The 18460-nt window shown below is 68.0% G+C and carries 14 protein-coding genes; 8 read left to right on the top strand and 6 right to left on the bottom strand.

Features of this window, described 5'->3' with window-relative positions:
• Positions 1-43: 43 nt before the first annotated feature.
• Positions 44-1033, bottom strand: a complete 990-nt coding sequence (locus VFW04_16550) for a methyltransferase domain-containing protein (GenBank protein HEX5180943.1) — start codon at positions 1031-1033, stop codon at positions 44-46.
• Between the two features lie 301 nt (positions 1034-1334).
• Positions 1335-1823 carry a VOC family protein gene (locus VFW04_16545; GenBank protein ID HEX5180942.1) on the bottom strand — a complete coding sequence of 163 codons (489 nt, stop codon included), beginning with the start codon at positions 1821-1823 and terminating at the stop codon, positions 1335-1337.
• A 249-nt stretch (positions 1824-2072) separates the two neighbouring features.
• Between VFW04_16545 and VFW04_16540 the strand changes: the two genes are divergently transcribed.
• Genes VFW04_16540 through VFW04_16530 form a run of 3 tightly spaced genes read left to right on the top strand, consistent with a single transcriptional unit; the run spans position 2073 to position 6210 of the window.
• Positions 2073-3080, top strand: a complete 1008-nt coding sequence (locus tag VFW04_16540) for a hypothetical protein (GenBank protein HEX5180941.1) — start codon at positions 2073-2075, stop codon at positions 3078-3080.
• A gap of 45 nt (positions 3081-3125) precedes the next feature.
• Positions 3126-3524 carry a PadR family transcriptional regulator gene (locus tag VFW04_16535; protein ID HEX5180940.1) on the top strand — a complete coding sequence of 133 codons (399 nt, stop codon included), beginning with the start codon at positions 3126-3128 and terminating at the stop codon, positions 3522-3524.
• A 58-nt stretch (positions 3525-3582) separates the two neighbouring features.
• Positions 3583-6210 (top strand): ABC transporter permease, encoded by a 2628-nt coding sequence (locus tag VFW04_16530; protein HEX5180939.1) that lies wholly within the window; start codon positions 3583-3585, stop codon positions 6208-6210.
• 202 nt (positions 6211-6412) lie between these two features.
• Here the strand turns inward: VFW04_16530 and VFW04_16525 are convergent, their stop codons facing one another.
• Entirely contained in the window at positions 6413-7420 is a 1008-nt protein-coding gene (locus VFW04_16525) for an aldo/keto reductase (GenBank protein ID HEX5180938.1), read from the bottom strand.
• A gap of 382 nt (positions 7421-7802) precedes the next feature.
• On the opposite strand from VFW04_16525, the gene VFW04_16520 reads away from it, so the two are divergent.
• Together VFW04_16520 and VFW04_16515 are read left to right on the top strand one after the other, a co-directional pair.
• Positions 7803-8135 (top strand): PadR family transcriptional regulator, encoded by a 333-nt coding sequence (locus VFW04_16520; protein ID HEX5180937.1) that lies wholly within the window; start codon positions 7803-7805, stop codon positions 8133-8135.
• A 2-nt stretch (positions 8136-8137) separates the two neighbouring features.
• Entirely contained in the window at positions 8138-10834 is a 2697-nt protein-coding gene (locus VFW04_16515) for an ABC transporter permease (GenBank protein HEX5180936.1), read from the top strand.
• Positions 10835-10926: 92 nt separating this feature from the next.
• Here the strand turns inward: VFW04_16515 and VFW04_16510 are convergent, their stop codons facing one another.
• Positions 10927-12141 (bottom strand): MFS transporter, encoded by a 1215-nt coding sequence (locus VFW04_16510; protein HEX5180935.1) that lies wholly within the window; start codon positions 12139-12141, stop codon positions 10927-10929.
• A 7-nt stretch (positions 12142-12148) separates the two neighbouring features.
• Positions 12149-13264, bottom strand: a complete 1116-nt coding sequence (locus VFW04_16505) for a hypothetical protein (GenBank protein ID HEX5180934.1) — start codon at positions 13262-13264, stop codon at positions 12149-12151.
• Positions 13265-13482: 218 nt separating this feature from the next.
• Between VFW04_16505 and VFW04_16500 the strand changes: the two genes are divergently transcribed.
• Together VFW04_16500 and VFW04_16495 are read left to right on the top strand one after the other, a co-directional pair.
• Positions 13483-13809, top strand: coding sequence for a PadR family transcriptional regulator (locus tag VFW04_16500; GenBank protein HEX5180933.1), 327 nt, complete (start codon positions 13483-13485; stop codon positions 13807-13809).
• 18 nt (positions 13810-13827) lie between these two features.
• Positions 13828-16518, top strand: coding sequence for an ADOP family duplicated permease (locus VFW04_16495; protein HEX5180932.1), 2691 nt, complete (start codon positions 13828-13830; stop codon positions 16516-16518).
• Positions 16519-16538: 20 nt separating this feature from the next.
• Here the strand turns inward: VFW04_16495 and VFW04_16490 are convergent, their stop codons facing one another.
• Complete coding sequence (locus tag VFW04_16490) at positions 16539-16793, bottom strand: hypothetical protein (protein ID HEX5180931.1); 255 nt, start codon at positions 16791-16793, stop codon at positions 16539-16541.
• A 296-nt stretch (positions 16794-17089) separates the two neighbouring features.
• Between VFW04_16490 and VFW04_16485 the strand changes: the two genes are divergently transcribed.
• On the top strand, positions 17090-18460 hold the full coding sequence (locus VFW04_16485; GenBank protein ID HEX5180930.1) for an efflux RND transporter periplasmic adaptor subunit: 1371 nt from the start codon (positions 17090-17092) through the stop codon (positions 18458-18460).

The following is an 18460-nucleotide window of genomic DNA, read 5'->3' as shown; positions in this document are numbered from 1 at the left end:
CCAAGCAGCACGCCGGGCCATCCGACGGCCTGGATGCATCGCGTTAGGCGCGGCGGGCGGCGCCGACGACCACGATGCTCGGCGTCACCGCAAGGGCGCCGGCGGTCAACCAGTAGAGCAGCGTGGCGAAGGCGTACGCCGCGGCGTCGAACGCGCGCGTGCCCGCATGCGCGAGGACGGGTGACGGCATCGCGCGAATCCGCCCAAAGCCCATGGCGGCGAGGCGCGCGCGCAGATACTGGCGACGGAAAATGAAGATGTGCTCGGGGTTGAAAAAGCGAATGCGATGCTGCAGCCGCTGCCGGGCACGCGAGCGCGTGGCGCGATACCACCGCTGCCACAGCCGGATGAGCGGCCACTTGTGCGGCAGGCGGAGAATCACCGTGCCGCCGGGCGCGACGAGCTTGTCTAACGCAGACCAGAGACGCCGGATGTCGGGTTCGAAGTACAGGACGTCGCTCAGCACGACGATGTCGTAACGCCGCTCGTGCTCGTCGAGCGCTTGCGCGCCGCCGGTGATCGTCGGGAATCCATGTTGCTCGTTCGCGGCCTTGGTCCCCGAGGCAGAGATGTCGTTCACGACCACGTACAGGTCCGGACGCCGTTCGACGAGATGCGCCATGAGATCGCCGCGCGCACCGCCGATGTCGAGCACGTGTGCGCCGCGCGGCGCGAGATCGTCGATGACGCGCGCCAAGTGCCTGAATATGCGGCGTCTCGAGAAGCGAAAGTACTTCTCGCCATTGTACATGACCTCGAATTGCCTGCGGACGAGACCCGGATCGATGCGCGCGTCGGACCAAACGAGCCCGCACCGGCTGCACTCGAGGAGATGAATCAGCGTGCTGAAATGGACGTACTGGCCCCAGGGTTTTCGCTTGGGGCGCCCGCCGCAGTCCGGGCATCGCCGCACGCGTTCCGCCTTCACCTCCTTGAATCCGTTGCGTCTGGCGTATCGCAGCCAGCGCGTGTTGCCATCGAATCCGACGTTGCGCTCGAGTATCGCCCGATAATTCCGCTGGTGGTTCGGCATCGCTTACCATCCTCGGTCGCATGGTTGTCGCGCCGCACCGTTAGGCACGGCCGGCGCCGCCGCGAGCGGCCAACCGCTGAGGCGGTCATCTCGCGGAGCGGGCGAATCGCCGCGCGAGTCGTGCCGAAGTGCTCGCTCGGAGTCGAGCGGTCGACGCCGCCCGTGTCAGGCGGCTGCTCGAAGGCCCAACGCATTGCCATCGATCGCGAAGGCCACCGTCAGACTGGACAGTGGCCTTCGCATGGTCGACGAGACGAACCCGCTCGCCGACGGACAATGTCGAAATCGGGACGGGAGTCGGCTAATGCGCGCCGGCCATCTGCCGCATGAACTCCTCGGTGCGCGTCTTCATTTCCTCCGGGGTCAGATCTTCCTTGTGGGTCGCGATCGTCCACCAATAACCCTCGGGATCCACGATCATGCCGCAGCGATCTCCCCAGAATTGATCCGCCATTTCTCCCATGCCGCCGGGCGCAACCTTGGCGCCTGCCTTGAGCGCGCGATTGAATAGCGTGTCGCAGTCGTCGACGTACAGCCAGATCGACACCGGCGAGCCGTTGTGATCTTTCGTCGTGTTGCCGCCCATCATGTCATCGTTGAGCATGATCGCAGAATCGCCAATGCGAATCTGCGCGTGCAGCACTTTGCCGTCCGGCCCCACCGCGCGCGCCACCTCCTCGGCGCCGAGCGCTTTCTTGTACCATTCGATCGCCTGGGCCGCGTTCGCCATGGTGAGATGCGGCGTGACGGTGTGATACCCCTCGGGTACCGTTCTCTTCGCCTTGGCCATGTGTCCCTCCTGCAAATGATCGTGGACCCTCATGCTCACCAGCGCCGGCCGGAAATGCAAGCGGTGCGGCGCAAACTTTGACGCGGCGCGCACGAGCGTGACACAAAACATCTGCGTCGCGCTCGCCTTCTTGCGCATGCGGCCGGGTTGCGGAGATAGTTGATGTAAGCATTTGCTTCGTTTGCGCGTATCACCGGCACGGGCACGATCTTTGTGCCTTCGCTTCGCTCGCCCGCGGAGGGTTCCCCGATGCGCCGCTCGCTTCGCTTCACGTCGCCGATCGTTGCAGTCACGACGCTCACGCTTGGTCTCGCCGCCGCGCGCCCGCTGCCGCTCCCGCCCGCGCACCACATCACCGAGTACGCCATCCCTCGGCCTAACGCATTCCCGCACGACCCCGCGGTCGGCGCCGATGGCATCGTGTGGTACACGGACATGGCCAACAGCGTCATCGGGCGGCTCGATCCGTCGACGGGCAGGATCACGGACTACCCGACGCCGACGCCGCGATCGGGCCCGCACGGCATCATCGTCGCGCCCGACGGGGCCGTGTGGTACACGGCGAACGCCGCCGGCCGGTTAGGCAGGCTGGACCCCGCGACGGGCAAGATTCGTGAATACGTGTTGCCCGCCCGTGCGCGCGACCCGCATACGCCGCTCTTTCACGACGGCAAGATCTGGTTCACGGCGCAAGGCTCGAATCTGTACGGCGAGCTCGATCCGGCAACGGGCCACGTCCGCATCTTTCCGCTCGCGACGCCGCACGCGCTGCCGTACGGTCTCGTGGCCGGCCACGATGGCGGTCTCTGGATGGCCTTGTTCGGCACGAACGTCATCGGCCGCATCGATCCATCGAGCGGCGCATTGCGCGAGTTCACGCTGCCCGATGCCGGCGCGCGTCCGCGGCGGCTGGTCGTCGACGCGACAGGTCGTGTGTGGTTCACCGACTACGTGCAGCACAAGTTAGGCGTGCTGGATCCGGCCACGGGCACCGTGCGGGAGTTCGCGACGCCCGGCGGAAAGGAAGCCGGCCCCTACGGCATCGCCATCGCGCCGGACGGCCGTCTCTGGTACGACGAGGCGGGGACGAATCAGGTGATCGTGTTCGACCCGAACGCCGATCGCGTCGCCGAGGTGGTCGCGATTCCGACCAAGGGTGCGGTCGTCCGCAACATGGCGCTCGACGCGGCGCGCGGCCGCCTCTGGCTCGCCCTCAGCGGGACAGGCCGGCTCGGCCTCATCACACTCGGCGCCTAACCGAAAGACCGTCAGGAGGTACCACCGCACGGGCTGACCGCCCCCTTGCGCTTCGATGGAAGGCCTCGCATCCTATCCATCGAAACCAAATGGGAGTGCCCTCTGCCCGCATCGATCGACATTCTCCGCGGCACCCTCGACGTCCTCGTGCTCAAAGCGCTGTCGTGGGGACCGAGCCACGGCTACGACGTTGCGCGCTGGATCGAGCGCGCAACCGGCGACGTGCTGAACGTCGGCGAAGGCACGCTCTATCCCGCGCTGCACCGGCTGCGGAGCAAGGGGTGGGTGCGACCGTCGTGGGGCGTCTCGGACAACGGACGACGCGCCTGCTACTACGAGCTCACCGCGCAAGGCCGGGCGCAACTGCGCGTCGAGCGCGACACCTGGACGCGGTACGCGACCGCGGTGTTCGCGGCGCTCTCGGCGCCGGCCAACCCGGTCTAACGAAGAACCGATGCGGCGAGACGACCGATCGCATCGACGCGGCTGGCGTGCGCGCCTGATGTCGCGCGGTGTGGAGCGCGACATCGACGATGAGATCGCGTATCACCTCGAGCGTCGCGTCGCCGAGTACGTCGCGGCAGGGTTGGACCCCATCGCCGCACGCGAGCGCGCCATGCAACGCTTTGGCCAGGTCTCCAGTGTGCGCGATGAGGCCGTGCGAATGGAGCGTGCGTACAAGCGCCGGCAGAGTGCGCGCGACCTCGTCGCCGCTGTGGCACGCGACGCGCGCGTCGCGCTCCGCGCCATCCTGAAGAGTCCGGGTTTCGCGATCACGTCCATCGTCTGCATCGCGCTTGGCGTCGGCGTGACGACGATGATCCTGTCCGCCGTCGACGCGATGCTCGTGCGGCCGCTGCCGTATCCGAATGCGCGGCAGCTCGTGTCCGTGTACGCGCAGAACGTGTCGCACGACTATCACCGCGTGAACGTCTCCTACAAAGACTATGTCTCCTGGCGCGACGAGAACCGGTCGCTCTTGGCGTTAGGCATCTGGACCTGGGCGACGATCACGATCACGACCGGCGAGAGCGAGCGCGTGTCCGGCGCCGCGGTGTCGGCGAATCTCTTCTCGCTGTTAGGCGTCCGGCCGATGTTGGGCAGAGGATTCCGGCCGGAAGAGGAGCGCCTCGCATCGTCAGACGTCGTGCTGCTCGGCTACGGACTCTGGCAGCGGCGCTTCGGCGGCGACAGCTCGATCGTCGGACGTACGATCTCGATGGACGGTCGGCCGCATCTCGTCGCCGGCGTGATGCCGCCCGGATTCAGCTTCCCGGATGTCGGCCAGTTCTGGATGCCGTTCGCGACCGATGGGCCGTCGAGCGAACCGCGCAACAATCGCGAATACGCGGGTGCGATCGGCCGGCTGCGACCCGGCGTGACCGTCGAGCAGGCAACGACGGACCTGGCGCGCGTATCGGCCCAACTGCAGCGCGAATTTCCCAACGAGAACACCGGGTGGGCAGCCGAGGTGATGACGCTGCGCGAGGACCTCACGGGAGACTTCCGGCGCCCCCTGTTCGTGTTTCTCGGCGCGGTGGCGTTCGTGCTGCTGATCGCGTGCGCCAACGTGGCGAACTTGACGCTCGTGCGCGGCATCTCGCGTGGCCGGGAGCTTGCGCTGCGCTCCGCGCTTGGCGCCGCGCGCGGCGATCTCGTTAGGCAATTGTTCACGGAGAGCGCGCTCATCGCGGTTGCGGGCGGCGTCGCCGGCGCCGTGGCCGGCATCTGGGCGGTGCGGTTGGCGCGCTTGGCGTTTCCGAACGGCGTCCCGTTCTATTTCGATTTCACCGTGGATGCGCGGGCGCTCGCCGCCTCGGCGCTCGTGATTGTCATGACCGCGGTGCTGTGCGGTGTCGTGCCGGCGCTGCGCGTGACGAAGCTGGACGTGAATCGCGCGCTACGCGATGAGCGCGCACGAACGGGCGGCAGTGGCGACGCCCACGTGAGCGGCCGCTCGATCCTGGTGGTCGCCGAGCTCGCCATCTCGACCGTCCTGGTGATCGGCGGCGCGCTGCTGGTTCGCAGCTATCGGGCTTACACACACACGGACCTGGGGTTCGATCGGGCCGGAATCCTCACGGCGCGCGTGACACTGCCCGACCAGGGCTACGAGGCGAGTGCGCGGCGCATCGCGTTGTTCACGAATCTCGAGGCACGCGTGCGCGCGATTCCTGGTGTACGCGTCGTCGGGTCGGCGCAGGGCATTCCGTTCAGCGGATGGGACGTGCAGAGCGACGTCTGGTTTGACGGTCGGCCGCCGGCGCGGCCCAACGAAGAATTCGAGTCGCATTTCCAGGTGGTGTCTCCGGACTTCTTCCCGGCGCTGGGCGTTGCGTTAGTCCGAGGACGTGCGCTCGCCGCGGCCGACCGCGACACGCTTGCGCCGGTTGCGGTCGTGAACGAGAGCTTCGTGCGGCGTGCGTATCCAAACGAAGATCCGATCGGCAAACGCGTGCGATTCGCGCCGCCCGAAAGCGGCCAGCCGTGGGTGACGATCGTTGGGGTGGTGCGCGACTACCGCCACTACCGCCTGCCGCAGCCGATGGGGCCGGCGCTGTACATGCCGTATCGGATGCTACCGACGCGCTCGCAGGTGCTCGTCGTGCGTACGCGCCTAACGAATCCCTATGCCATCGTGCCGGCGATGCGTGCCGCCCTGCACGACCTGGATCCCGGCCTGGCGCTGTACGACGTCAAGACAATGGATGACGCCGTGAACCAGTCGCTCTGGCGACAGCGCGTGCAGAGCAGAGTACTGGCGGCCTTCGCCGCGCTGGCGCTGCTGCTGGCCGCGGTGGGACTCTACGGTCTCGTGTCGTACAGCGTCTTTCAGCGGACGCGCGAGATCGGTGTCCGGGTGGCGCTTGGTGCGCAGCGTGGCGATGTGTTGGCGTTGGTGTACGGCCACGGCGGCCGTCTGGTGCTCGCGGGATTGGCGATCGGGTTGACGTCAGGCGCGCTTCTCTCGCGCACGCTCGGCTCGCTGCTCTACGAGGTTGCGCCGATCGACGTGTTGAGCTACGCGCTCGCGGCATGTGTGATCGCGGCGATCTCCTTCGCGGCGTTGTTCATTCCCGCGCGCCGAGCGATGTCGGTGGACCCGTCGCGGGCGATGCGGGCGGAATAGCCGTTCGCGCACGTTAGCCGTCGCGGGCTCAGTCCTGCCGCAGTGCCGAGGCTGGGCTGCGGCCGAGCGTCCGGATGCCGAAGCGCGCATCGCGCGCGCGAATGCCGACGACTCGACGCCGAGTTGTTAGCGGCCGGCCGCCGTGAGGCGATAGTACCGTGCCGTAGCCATGCAGCGACCCAAGGCTCAGCGTCTTGAGCGACTACCGATCGATCTGCGCCATCTGCGCGACGCCGTAGCGCGGGCCGGCGACCTGGCCCGGCGCGAGCGCGCGCTCGAGCTGCCCGACGTCGTCTGACGTTAGGCGGATGTCGGCCGCGGCGACGTTTTCTTCGAGGTATGAGCGGCGCTTGGTGCCGGGAATGGGCACGATGTCCGGTCCGCGCGACAGCAGCCACGCCAGCGCGATCTGCGCAGGTGTCGCCGCCTTTCGGGAGGCCACCTCGCGTACGGCGGCCGCGGCGCGCATGTTCGCATCGAAGTTGGCGCCCTGGTAGCGCGGATCGCCGCGGCGGTAGTCGCCCTGCGGATACTCCTCGGCGCGCTGGACGTGTCCAGTGAGGAATCCGCGGCCCAGCGGCGCGAACGCGACGAGTCCGATGCCCAACTCGCGGAGCAGGGGAATGAGCTTGGGCTCGAGGTTGCGTTCCCAGAGCGAGTATTCGCTCTGCAGCGCGGCAATCGGGTGGACCGCATGCGCACGACGAATCGTCGACTCGCCCGCTTCCGACAGGCCGAGGAAGCGCACCTTGCCGGCACGAACGAGTTCGGCCATCGTGCCGACGACGTCCTCGATCGGCACCGCAGGATCGACGCGGTGCTGATAGAGCAGGTCGATGCGGTCGGTGTGCAAGCGCTCTAGCGACGCGTCGACGACCTGGCGGATGTGCGCGGGCTGGCTGTTCACGCCGTTGATCGCGCCGTCGCCGAAGGTGAAGCCGAACTTGGTCGCGATCATCACGCGGTCGCGCGCGTCTCCGCCTAACGATCTGAGCGCGCGGGCCAGGAGTTTCTCGTTCTCGTACGGGCCGTACGCTTCCGCGGTGTCGAGGAACGTGACGCCGAGCTCGATCGCGCGATGGATGGTGGCGATGGACTCTCGTTCATCGCGGTCGGCGGTGGTGCCGTAGGCGTAGCTCATGCCCATGAGGCCGAGGCCCATGGCGGAGACGGTGAGGCCGCTTGTGCCTAACGGGCGAGTGCCGAGCATGGTCCGATCCCGGTCGAAGTGTTCGCGCGCCGCCGACTGCCGTGGCGCGGTTGTCTTTCAACATATCCCGTCTCGGCGCGTCCTGCGGGATCGTCATCTCGAAGGGAAGCTTCAAAGCTGGCGGCGACCGCCGCCGCGGTTCTCGGTCCGGCTCTGCGCGCCGCATGGGCCGACCCGGCGATCGCAATGCGCGCCGACTAGCGATAGGGCATCCGCGAGCCCGGCCATGCTCGACGGAGCATCACGGAGTTTTTGCCTACAAAGTAGGCAAAAACTCTCTGATGCTGTCGCGGGGGACATTGTCCCGTCCGGGTTCAGCCCAGCGATTGCGTTCCGCGAGCGGTGAAACTATCGTTGCCCAAACCTCGTTAGTGGACGAACGATGCCTCGCGACGCCAGTGACCTCCTGCACGGCACGCTCGATGTGCTGGTGCTCAAGACCCTCTCCTGGGGCGCCATGCACGGCTACGCCATCGCCGAATGGATCGAGCACCGCGGCGGCGGCCACCTCGTGATCGTGGATGCCGCGCTCTACAAGGCGCTCCACCGACTCGAGGAAAGCGGTGCCATCACGTCGGAGTGGGGACTCTCCGACAACAAGCGCCGAGCGAAGTACTACTCGCTCACAACGCGCGGCCGCGCGCGACTCCGCTCTGAATCGGAGACCTGGAAGCGGTACGCCCTCGCGGTGGGCCGAATCATCGAGTCGAGCTGATCATGCAGGTGCCCTCCGGTGTTCGCCGCGCGTTCCGACTGCCCGCGTCGAGCGGGCAGATCACGCGCGACCTGGAGGACGAGGTGGCTTTCCATGTCGCGATGCGCGTCCAGTCGCTCGAACGTGCGGGACGGTCCCACGATGACGCGATCGCTCAAGCCCAACGGAAATTCGGAGACGTCCAGGACCTGCACGACTACTGCGTCGCCTTGGAGGTGCCGCACATGCAACGCGCGCAAGCTCGCGAACGACTTTCCAGCATCGCCCAGGACCTGCGATTCGCGCTTCGTCAGATGCGCCGGTCCCCGGCGTTCGCTCTCATCGCAAGCCTGACGCTCGCGTTGGGCGTCGGCGCCACGACAGCGATCTTCTCCGTCGTCAACGGGGTCGTGCTCAAACCGCTGCCGTTCTCCGATCCGCAGCAGCTGGTCCAACTGTGGGGCATCGACGCCAACGGGCGCCATCTGCACTTCGCAGATCCGACGTTCGACCATCTCCTCGCCGAAAACCATACGCTGAGCGCGGCGGCGGAGTACAACACCGGCGACATGTCGTTCTCCACGAACGGCACCGCGACGCGTGTGACCGCGGCCGGGGTGTCGAAAGAGTTTTTTCGCGTGCTGAACGTCCGCCCCGAGCTCGGTCGATCGTTTGCGCCGGAAGACCAACAGAAGGGTTCGCCCATGGTGATCCTGATCAGCCATGGCCTCTGGATGCGGCTCTTTGGCGGATCGGAGTCAGTGATCGGTACCATCATCAAGAGCGGCGAAACGCCGATCACGATCATCGGCGTGCTGCCGGCCGGCAAGGAATTTCCCGCCGGCACCGATGCCTGGTATCCGCGCGAGCCGTTCGGCGAAGCCACCAGCTACACGGCGCACAACTGGAACGTCATCGCGCGCGTGAAAGACGGCGTCACGACCGAGGCCGCGACACGCGACGTTTCGATGGTGCTGCGCCGCTTGCACGCGGCAGTCGGCGATGCGACGTGGACGCTTGACGGCACGGCGATTCCACTGCGCGATCAGATCATCGGCAGCGTCAAAGTCCTCCTCTTGCTCATCCTTGGCGCGTCCGCCGTGCTGCTGCTCATCGCGTGCGCGAACGTTGCCAACCTGCTCATCGCGCGCATGGCGGTGCGCGAGAGTGAAATCGCCGTACGCGTGGCCATCGGCGCCGGGCGGGGGCGGATTGCGCAGCAGCTGCTGATCGAAACGTCGCTGCTGGCCGCGGTGGGATGCCTGGGAGGCATGGTGATCGCGGCCGCGGGGATGAAGATGCTGCTCGTGCTGCGTCCGGCGTTGATCCCGCGCGTGGGAGAGTTGTCGCTCGATTGGCGCGTGCTCGTGTTCGCCGTCGTCATTTCGGCGGCCACGGCGGTTGCGTTAGCACTCGTCGCCGCGTGGCGCGGCACCGCCGGCGATCTGCGCGCCGCGCTGTCACAGTCGCAGCGCACGCAAGGCGGCGGTGGCGCGAGCTATCGCGTGCGCGGCTCGCTCGTCGTCGTGCAGCTCGCGATGACGGTGGTGCTGCTCATCGGCGCCGGCCTGCTCGCGCGCAGCTTCGTCGGCCTCATGAGCATCGACCCGGGATTTCGCACGCACGGCATGGTGGTGGCCGGCACCGTCTTCGATGAGCCGCGCGACACGAATTACATCGGCCGCCGCTCCGTGTACTATCAGCAGCTCGCCGAGCGCGCGCTCGCCATTCCGGGCGTGACGAGCGTCGGCATCTCCGATGCGCCGCCGTTCTCGAACGGCAGCAGCAACGGCGAGTTCCTGGTGCTCGACAACGCGGGCATCAAGCTCGCGCCGAGCGCCCTCGAGGGGATGTTCAACGACAAGGCGCGCACCGGCTACGCGACCTATCGCACGGCCACCGGCGGCTACTTCAAGGCGATGGGGATCCCGGTACTGTCGGGTCGGGTGTTCGATGCGACCGACCGCGCGGGCGGGCCGGAAGTCGCCGTGATCAACGCGGCGCTGGCGCACAAGCGGTGGCCTAACGGAGATGCCATGGGCAAGGTGATCGAATTCGGCAACATCGACGGCGACCTGACGCCGATGACGATCGTCGGCATCGTCGGCGATACGCGCGAGCAGGACCTGGCGGCCGACCCTCTGCCCGCGGCGTACGTCGACTTCGATCAGCGTCCCGGCAACAGCAACGAGATGTTCGTGATCATGGCGGCAAGCAACGAAGCCGGGGCGATTGCCGCGGCGCGGCGCGCGTTCCCGCAGGTGCGCGCCGATGTGCCGATGCGGTTTCTCACCGTCGAGGACATCATCGGCCGGTCGGTGGACAGCCAGCGATTCATGCTGCTCCTCGTGGGCATCTTCGGGGCGGTCGCGCTGCTGCTGGCAACGCTCGGTGTCTACAGCGTGATCTCGTATCTCGTCGCCCAACGCGGGCGCGAGATCAGCATTCGCGTCGCGTTGGGCGCCTCGGCGCCGCAGATCGTGCATCTGGTGTTGAAGCAGGGAGTGGCGTTGTCGCTGGTGGGCGCGATTATCGGCGGTGTGGCGGCGCTGGCGGCCACGCGCGTCCTCAAGCGGCTCCTCTATCAGGTGAGCCCCACCGATCCGATCGCGTTCGCGACGGTGCTCGTGGTGCTCTGCGGCGTGGCGCTGGTGGCGAGCTACGTCCCGGCGCGCCGTGCCGCGGCGTTCGAACCGATGGACGTGTTGCGCGGCGGCTAAAAGACGGACCAAGCTCTGACACTAACGGACAAAAGCGAAAGGCGGAGCAAGCTATGATACTGCCGGACACTGCCGGACAAACGCGCACCGTGTCAGGCAGTGTCCGGCAGTCTCCGCCTTTTGTCCGCCTGGATAAAAATTGGAATCGACACGAGCTGCACTGCCATCGCGAACACGATGACGGCGGGGATCGAGCTGCGATACAACAGCCCGGTCACGACGCTGCCGATCAGCCAGCCGACGCCGTAGCCGGTGTAGAACAACCCGAACGCGAGATTGCGCTTCCCCTCGGGCAGCATGCCGGCGAGCACGGCCTTGAGCAGCGTGTCCTGGGTCGCGTAGCCGACACCCCAGAGCACGAGGCCGACGAGCGCGGCGCCGAAACCGCCCAGGAACACGAGCGGCGAAAACAGGGAGCTCACGAACACCGCCACGAGCACGACGCGCAGGCCGGCGCGATCGTACAGCTTGCCTAACGCAAGGTTGACGAACACGCCCACGCCGGTCGAGATAGCCAGGAAGAGCGGGATCCAGCCGAGCGACACCACGTGCCGGCTCGCCAGATGGAACGAGATAAACTCGAAGCTCATGAGGCCGGCGCCGAAGCATCCCGCGGCCAACATGAACAGCCAGAACGACGGCGTGAAGCCTGCCGGCGCCGCCCGCCGGTCGCTGTCGGTCTCGAGCCGCGATGGCACCGGAAAAATGACGCGCGCCACCACCAACGCGGCGATCGCGCAGGCGGCCGAGATGAAGAGCAGGGCGTAGCCGTGGCGATACCCGAGTCCGCGCGACAGCGCGATCGCGAGAATGATCGGTCCGATCGTGGCCCCGGTTTCGTCGAGCGCCGAGTTGAGCCCGTACACCCACCCGCGGCCCAGCGCGCCGGTGGAGTACGACAGCATCGCGCCGACGGTCGGCTTGCGGATCGCTCGGCCGATGCGCTCGGTCAGGATGAGCACGCCGGCGATTTCCCAGTTGCCGGCGAACGCCATGGCCGGCACGGCGAACAGGTTGATGCCGTAGCCGACGAACGTGAGCGCCCAGTACTTGCCGGTCCGGTCCGCCGCCCAACCGGACACGGCGCGCAGGCTGTACCCCAAGAACTCGCCGAGCCCGGCGACGATGCTGATGGCGGCGGCGCCCGCGCCTAACGATCCCATGAAGGGGCCGTTGATGCTGCCGCCGCCCTCGTACGTGATGTCGGCGAACAGGTTGACGATGCCCATCACCACGACGAACGCGAACGCCGACGCGGCCAGCGCGGCGTACCGGGAGCGCGGCGCGTCCGATGCCGTCTCGTTCACCGAATGCCTAACGGCCGATCATGAGGATGGTGAACGAGCCCGGCACCGGCGTCCCGAACGAGGCCCGGCTTCCCGGCTCGGCGCCCGCCGGGGGCGGGGTGCGCTCGAGGCTGATCGTGAAAATGCGATTCGTCTTCGTGTCCAGCGTGATCGTGCGCGCGCCGTTCATCGTTGGCAGGTCCTCTTCGACCGCGAACGCCGTCGGACTCCGTTCCTTGACCACCGTCAGCGTGCCGTTGGCGCCGGTGCTGAACGCTTCCCCGGTCGCCGGATTGAATACGGCGCCATCCGACCGGCCGGCCAGCGGCAGCGTGTCCAGGATCGCGCCGGTCCTCGCGCTCAGGATCACCATCGTCGGCTGCGGAGGATTCGCCGGCGGATTGCCCGACTGCGCGCAGGCCGCGAACAGCACGTGGTGCGCGTCGTCGAGCGCCAGGCCATTGCAGCGGCCGTGGTCGCCTAACGAATAGTGCGCGGTGGCGCGCATCGTCCTGGCGTCGATCACCGTCACGCTGCCGGCCGAGTCCTGCATCACATCGTAGATCGTGCCGTGCCCGTCGGTTACCGCCTCTTCCGGCGTGCCGCCCAGGTCGACGGTACCGAGCACCGTGCCGTCCTTGGCGTCGATGACGGTGGCGTTGCGTGTCGGATGGCTGAACACGTAGACGCGCCGGTTGAACGGATCGAAGAGAATGCCGTCGGGCCGCGCCGGGGCAACCGGGATCTGCTTGATGATGGTGAGCGACTTGGTGTCGAACATCGTCACGGCGGGACTGCTCGAGAAGCCGTGGCCGGACTTGGGATCGACGACGACGCCCTGGCCGCCGCTATTGGGAATCTCGCCTAACGGAGCCAGCGTCTGCAGATCGAAGACGGTGATCCGGCCCGGCACCGCCGCCTTGGCGGGCGTGCTGTCCGTGGCCGGTTCGGCGCGCGAACCGCCGCGCGGAATGTAGAGGCGCCGGCCGGCGACGTCGGCGTACACGTAGTCGTACCCGCCGTCGCCGCCCACTCGAGCCCGCTTGAGCACGTGATACGGCCCGGTGGTCGATGGCTGCTGCGCCGGAAGCGACGCGCCGAGAAGGAGTACAGGCAGGACGAGGAAGAAGCGGAGTGGGCGCATGCTCGAGTCCGGAGAAGAGAGGAACCTGGGATAGCACGAACATATTGGCCCGACGCATCCCGCGTCAAAGCCCGGCGCCTAACCATGTGCGAGCGCCGTGGCCGGTCCGGGGACCACCACGCGCCGTCCGACCGCGGCCGCCCTGCTGTGCTCGCCGCTCCTATTGACATTCGATAGGGCAGGCGGCATACTCGTGTAGACACCCTATACGAGTGAAGATGCCGCAGACGCCGCTGCTACAGGGAACCCTCGACCTGCTCATCCTCAAGGCCCTGAGCCTCGAGCCGCTGCATGGACTCGCGGTCTCTCGGCGCGTCGAGCAGATCACGCGCGGGGCGTACAGCGTTCGGCCGGGTTCGCTCTTTCCGGCGCTGCATCGCCTCGAGCAGCACGGATGGCTCGCGGCCTCGTGGGGAGCATCCGAGCACAACCGCCGCGCCAAGTACTACCGCCTAACGCCCGCCGGCCGGCGCCAGTTGGCCGCCGAAACCGACGAGTGGAAACGGGTGGCCGGCGCGATGCGCGCCGCGCTCGAATCCGCATAGACCGGGACGGCGACACGCATGCGCCCCATCTCGATGGTCCGACACATCTGGCGAACCGTCGCCCACCGGCGGCGCGCCGAGCTCGACCTGGACGAGGAACTGCACGCCTACGTCGCGTTGCTCGCGGCCGAGCATCAGCGGGCAGGTGCCGGACCCGAGGCGGCGCGGCGAGCCGCGCTCCTTGCCACCGGTGGAATCGAGCGCGTGAAAGACGAGACGCGTGACGCCTGGGTCGGCGAATCGATCTCCAACGCCGTTCGCGCTGTGCGACACGCGCTGCGCTCGCTCGCGCGCTCACCTGTCTACACGAGCACGGCGATTCTGACGCTGGCCATCGGCATCGGCGGCGCCACGGCCATGATCACCATCTTCAAGGGCACGCTGCTGCGCCCGCTGCCCGCCGTGCGTGCGCCCGCGCAGCTCGTATCGGTTGAGGTCGTGGCCTCATCGGGCGCGCTCGGCGAAATGAGCTATCCCGATTTTCGGGACATTCGCGGCGAGACCCACACGCTTTCTGGCCTAACGGCCTACAACGGAACGCCGATGCAGGTGCACGACGCCGCCGGCGACACGCGCGCGATGGTGAACTACGTGAGCGGCGAGTTCTTCTCCGTGCTCGGCGTTCGCGCGGCAGCGGGGCGGCTGCTCGCACCATCGGATGTCGTGCCGCGCACGATCGCGCCGGTGGTCGTGATCAGCTATCGGTTCTGGCAGCAGCGATTCGGCCGAGCGGTATCGGCGGTCGGCTCGACGCTCGATGTGTATGGCTATCCGCTCACGATCATCGGCGTCGCGCCGAAAGGATTCATCGGTGCGATGAACCTGTATCCGATGGATCTCTGGATCCCGCTGACGATGCTGCAGCCGGTGTCTAACGAGGGCGACCCGACCGCCCGTCGCGGCGACGGCTGGTTCCGCGCCGTTGGGCGGCTGGCGCCCGGACACACGGTCGCGGAGGCGCAGCGCGAGCTGTCCCTGATCATGAGCCGCCTGGCGGCGACGTATGCGGAGGATCGCGGTCGCGGCGTTCGCGTGTTCGCCGGCGCGGGCATGGCGAGCTACGACCGGAGCGACGTGGAGCGGCTGCCGCGCCTCGTGTCCGCAGCCGTCGCCATGGTGCTGCTCATCGCCTGTGCGAACGTCGCCAATCTCGGGCTCGTTCGGTCGGCGGCGCGCCGGCGCGAGCTGGCGACGCGTCTGGCGCTCGGCGCGTCGCGCACGTCGCTCGCCGGACGTCTGGCCATTGAGGGCGCCATCCTCGCGGTGGCTGCCGCGGCGCTTGGCGTGGGGCTCGCGCAGCTGGTCGTGTGGGCCCCCGTGGTCCACACAATAGTGGCGATGCCGAATCCCGATCTGTCATTGGATTGGCGCGTGGTGTTCGCGGCGGCGCTGCTTGCGTTAGGCGTCGCCGTGCTGGTCTCGCTCGCGCCGGTGGCGCACGCGATGCACCTGTCGCCGGGAGCGGTGCTCAAGGATGGCGCGGCCGGCGCGGTGCGGCGCCGGTCGCGCCTGCAGCGGCTGCTGGTTGCGGGCCAGGTGGCCGCCTCGCTCGTTTTGTTAGGCGCAGCCGCCGCGGTATTCGATGCGATGCAGCACATGCTCGCCGCCGACCCGGGCTTCGATGTGCCCGGCGTGACGTACGCCTGGATCGACCCGCACACGGCACGGTTGGACAGCGCGGGACAGCTCGCGTTTTTCCGCGAGCTACTGGCCAACGTGCGACGGAATGCGAGCGTGGCCGCCGCCGCGCTCACCACCACGCCGCCGCCGCAAGAGTGGTCGACGCGCGCGTCGGTCTTTCGCGCGGGTGAAGAACCATCGCGCGAGCAGCTCGCGGGCCACGACTTCGATTTTCCGATCAGGTCCTACATGGACAACGTGTCGCCGGCGCTCTTCGCTGTGCTGCACATTCCACTGTTGCGCGGTCGAGAGTTCACGTCGGCGGACGACGAGCACGCCGCGCACGTCGTCATCGTGAGCCGCCGCCTCGGTGAGGCGCTGTGGCCGGGTGTGAACCCCATCGGCAAGCTGCTCGTGTGGCCTAACCTCTCCGGCGCGCCGCGCCCGCCGCTGCTCGTGGTCGGGGAGGTGGCCGACACCAAGCACGCCTCGCTCGCCGACGCCGAGCCGCCGTTCGTGATGTACGTCCCATACACGCAGGAGCGACCGACCAATCTGTCGCTGCTCGTGCGCACGCGCGACGGCGCGCCGGTGTCCGCGGCGTGGATCCGCCGCATCGTCGCGGGCATCGCACCTTCGGCGAGAGTCGAAGAACCGCGGCCACTGGGGAGTGTGATCGCGATGACGCTCGAGCCCCAGCGACTCGCGAGCCTGTGGATCGGAGCGTTCGGCTCGCTGGCGCTGGTGCTGGCGGCGGTCGGCTTGTACGGCGTCGTGGCGCAGGGCGTGTTGCAGCGCCGGCGCGAGCTCGCGGTGCGCACCGCACTCGGCGCCCGGCCGCGGGCGATCGCATGGCTCGTGATCGGCGAAGGGCTTTCGTTAGGCGCAGGGGGCGCCGGCGCCGGACTCGCCGCCTCGGTACTCGCGATGCGCCTGGTGCGCGCAGAGCTCGAGGGTGTCGGCGCCTTCGATGCGCGCGCGATCGCCGTGGCCGCCGCGCTGCTGACGGCCATGGTGCTCCTCGCCTGTTGGATTCCCGCCCGTCGCGCGGCGCGTCTCGATCCGATGGCCGCCCTGCGCGTGGACTGACGATCGCGTCCGCGCGAGTGCTAACCGGCGTGCATGGCGTGCTCGACGTTGTCGACCGCCGCCGTTGCCCCGTGCTCGCGTGCGCAGTGCGCGCAGCAATAGTACGACGCACCTGCCTGCACGCCGTGTCCGATGACCCGGCATCCGCAGTGCTCGCACATCGGCGCCAACTTGTGAATGGCGCACTCGAAACTGTCGAAGGTGTGTGTGTAGCCGGCGGTTACGACTTGGAAGGCCATGTCGTAGTCGTTGCCGCACACTTCACATCGCGCCATGGAATACCTCCGCGTCGGTAGTGATCCGCATCTCGGGCGTCGAACCCCGGCATTCCATCAAGTCTCATTCCCGCTGCGACAGTGGCCCCGGGCGATCGCGCATCGCGACGCGATTGCGGTCACATGCCGGCGCCCGAGAGGCAGCAGCGCCGGTTGCAGGGCAGAGTCCGCTCGCCGCCGCCCGGCGCACCGTGCGCTCGCTCGCGGCTCGCGTCCAACGAAAGGGCAGCCTCCGGCATATTACTTGAGAACCACGAGACCCGGGCCGAACACCTTGCCACGGAACCCAATCCACGATGCGCTGGCCCTCTCCGCAGGACCGCGATGGACGCGCTGCCGCGCCGGCCTCTCCGGGCGCCGCCCGCACCGCGTTAGGCAGGCCGCCGGCGAGGGTCGGTGACACGGTGATCGCTCGCGCGGCCGCCGCCGCGTGCCTGGCGGCGCTGCTCGCCGCCGGGTGCTCCAAGACCAAGGCCGCGCCGCGGCGCGCCGCAATCCCGGTCACGGTCAAGCCGGTCGCCCGCGCGGCCGTCCCGTACGACATTGATGCCAACGGTCTCGTCATGCCGACGCAACTCGCGAACGTTGCGCCGCAAGTCGATGGCGTGATCACGCGCGTCGATTTTCGCGAAGGCGACGACGTGAAGCAGGGGCAGCCGTTGTTCCAGATCGAACCCAGGCCATACCAGGCGGCATACGATCAAGCCCTCGCCGCGCTGGCTCGCGACAGCGCCACGGCCGCGAACGCCGAGCGCGAAGTGCCGCGGTACGATTCGTTAGTCAAGCAGGATTACGTCACGCACGAGCAGGCCGATCAGATTCGCGCCACCGCCGCCGCCGCCGTCGCAACGGTCAAGGCAGACCGCGCTACGCTCGCCAACGCCGCATTCAATCTCCGCAACACCACCGTGCGCGCGCCGATCGATGGCCGCACCGGCGCGTTGCTCGTGCGCGAAGGCAATCTCGTGCACGCGGCCCAGGGCACGCCGCTCGTGGTGATCAATCAGATCAAGCCGATCCTCGTTCGCTTCGCGGTTCCCGGCACCGATCTGCCGCTCATCCAGCGCTATGCGGCGCAATCGGCGCTGCCGGTGACCGCGGTGCCGAGTACGCAATCGACGGCCGACTCCACCACGTCGACGACCGGACCGCCAGGCGATCCTAACGGCGCATCGCCTTACGCGTCGGACACGATCGCGTCGCGGCAGATGCCATCGATTCCACCGGCCACCGGCCGCCTGTTTTTCATCGACAACGCGGTCGACACGACGACCGGCACGATCACGCTCAAGGCGACGTTCGACAATACGGCGGCGACGCTGTGGGCGGGCGAGTTCGTGTCCACGTCCCTGCGGCTCTTTACCGAACAGAACGCGCTCACGGTGCCGGCAACGGCCGTGCAGACGGGCCAGCAGGGAACCTACGTCTACGTGGTCGACAGCGCGGACGTCGCCCGGCAGATCCCCGTCTCGGTCGAGCGGGTGGCCGGCAACGTGACGGTGATCGCCTCCGGCCTAACGGCAGGCCAGCGCGTGGTCACCGACGGCCAGTCGCGCCTGACGCCCGGCGCCAAGGTTTCGATCTTGAGCTCGGCGGCCGCTGTGGCGTCGCCTGCCTCGACGGATTCGAGATCCAGCGGCACGTCGCGCCGACGGAAGTCGCAATGA

The organism is Gemmatimonadaceae bacterium, assembly GCA_036273715.1.
Classification (GTDB): domain Bacteria; phylum Gemmatimonadota; class Gemmatimonadetes; order Gemmatimonadales; family Gemmatimonadaceae; genus JADGGM01.
The sequence above is the reverse complement of the archived record's forward strand: the minus strand, read 5'-3'. Positions and strand labels throughout refer to the sequence as shown.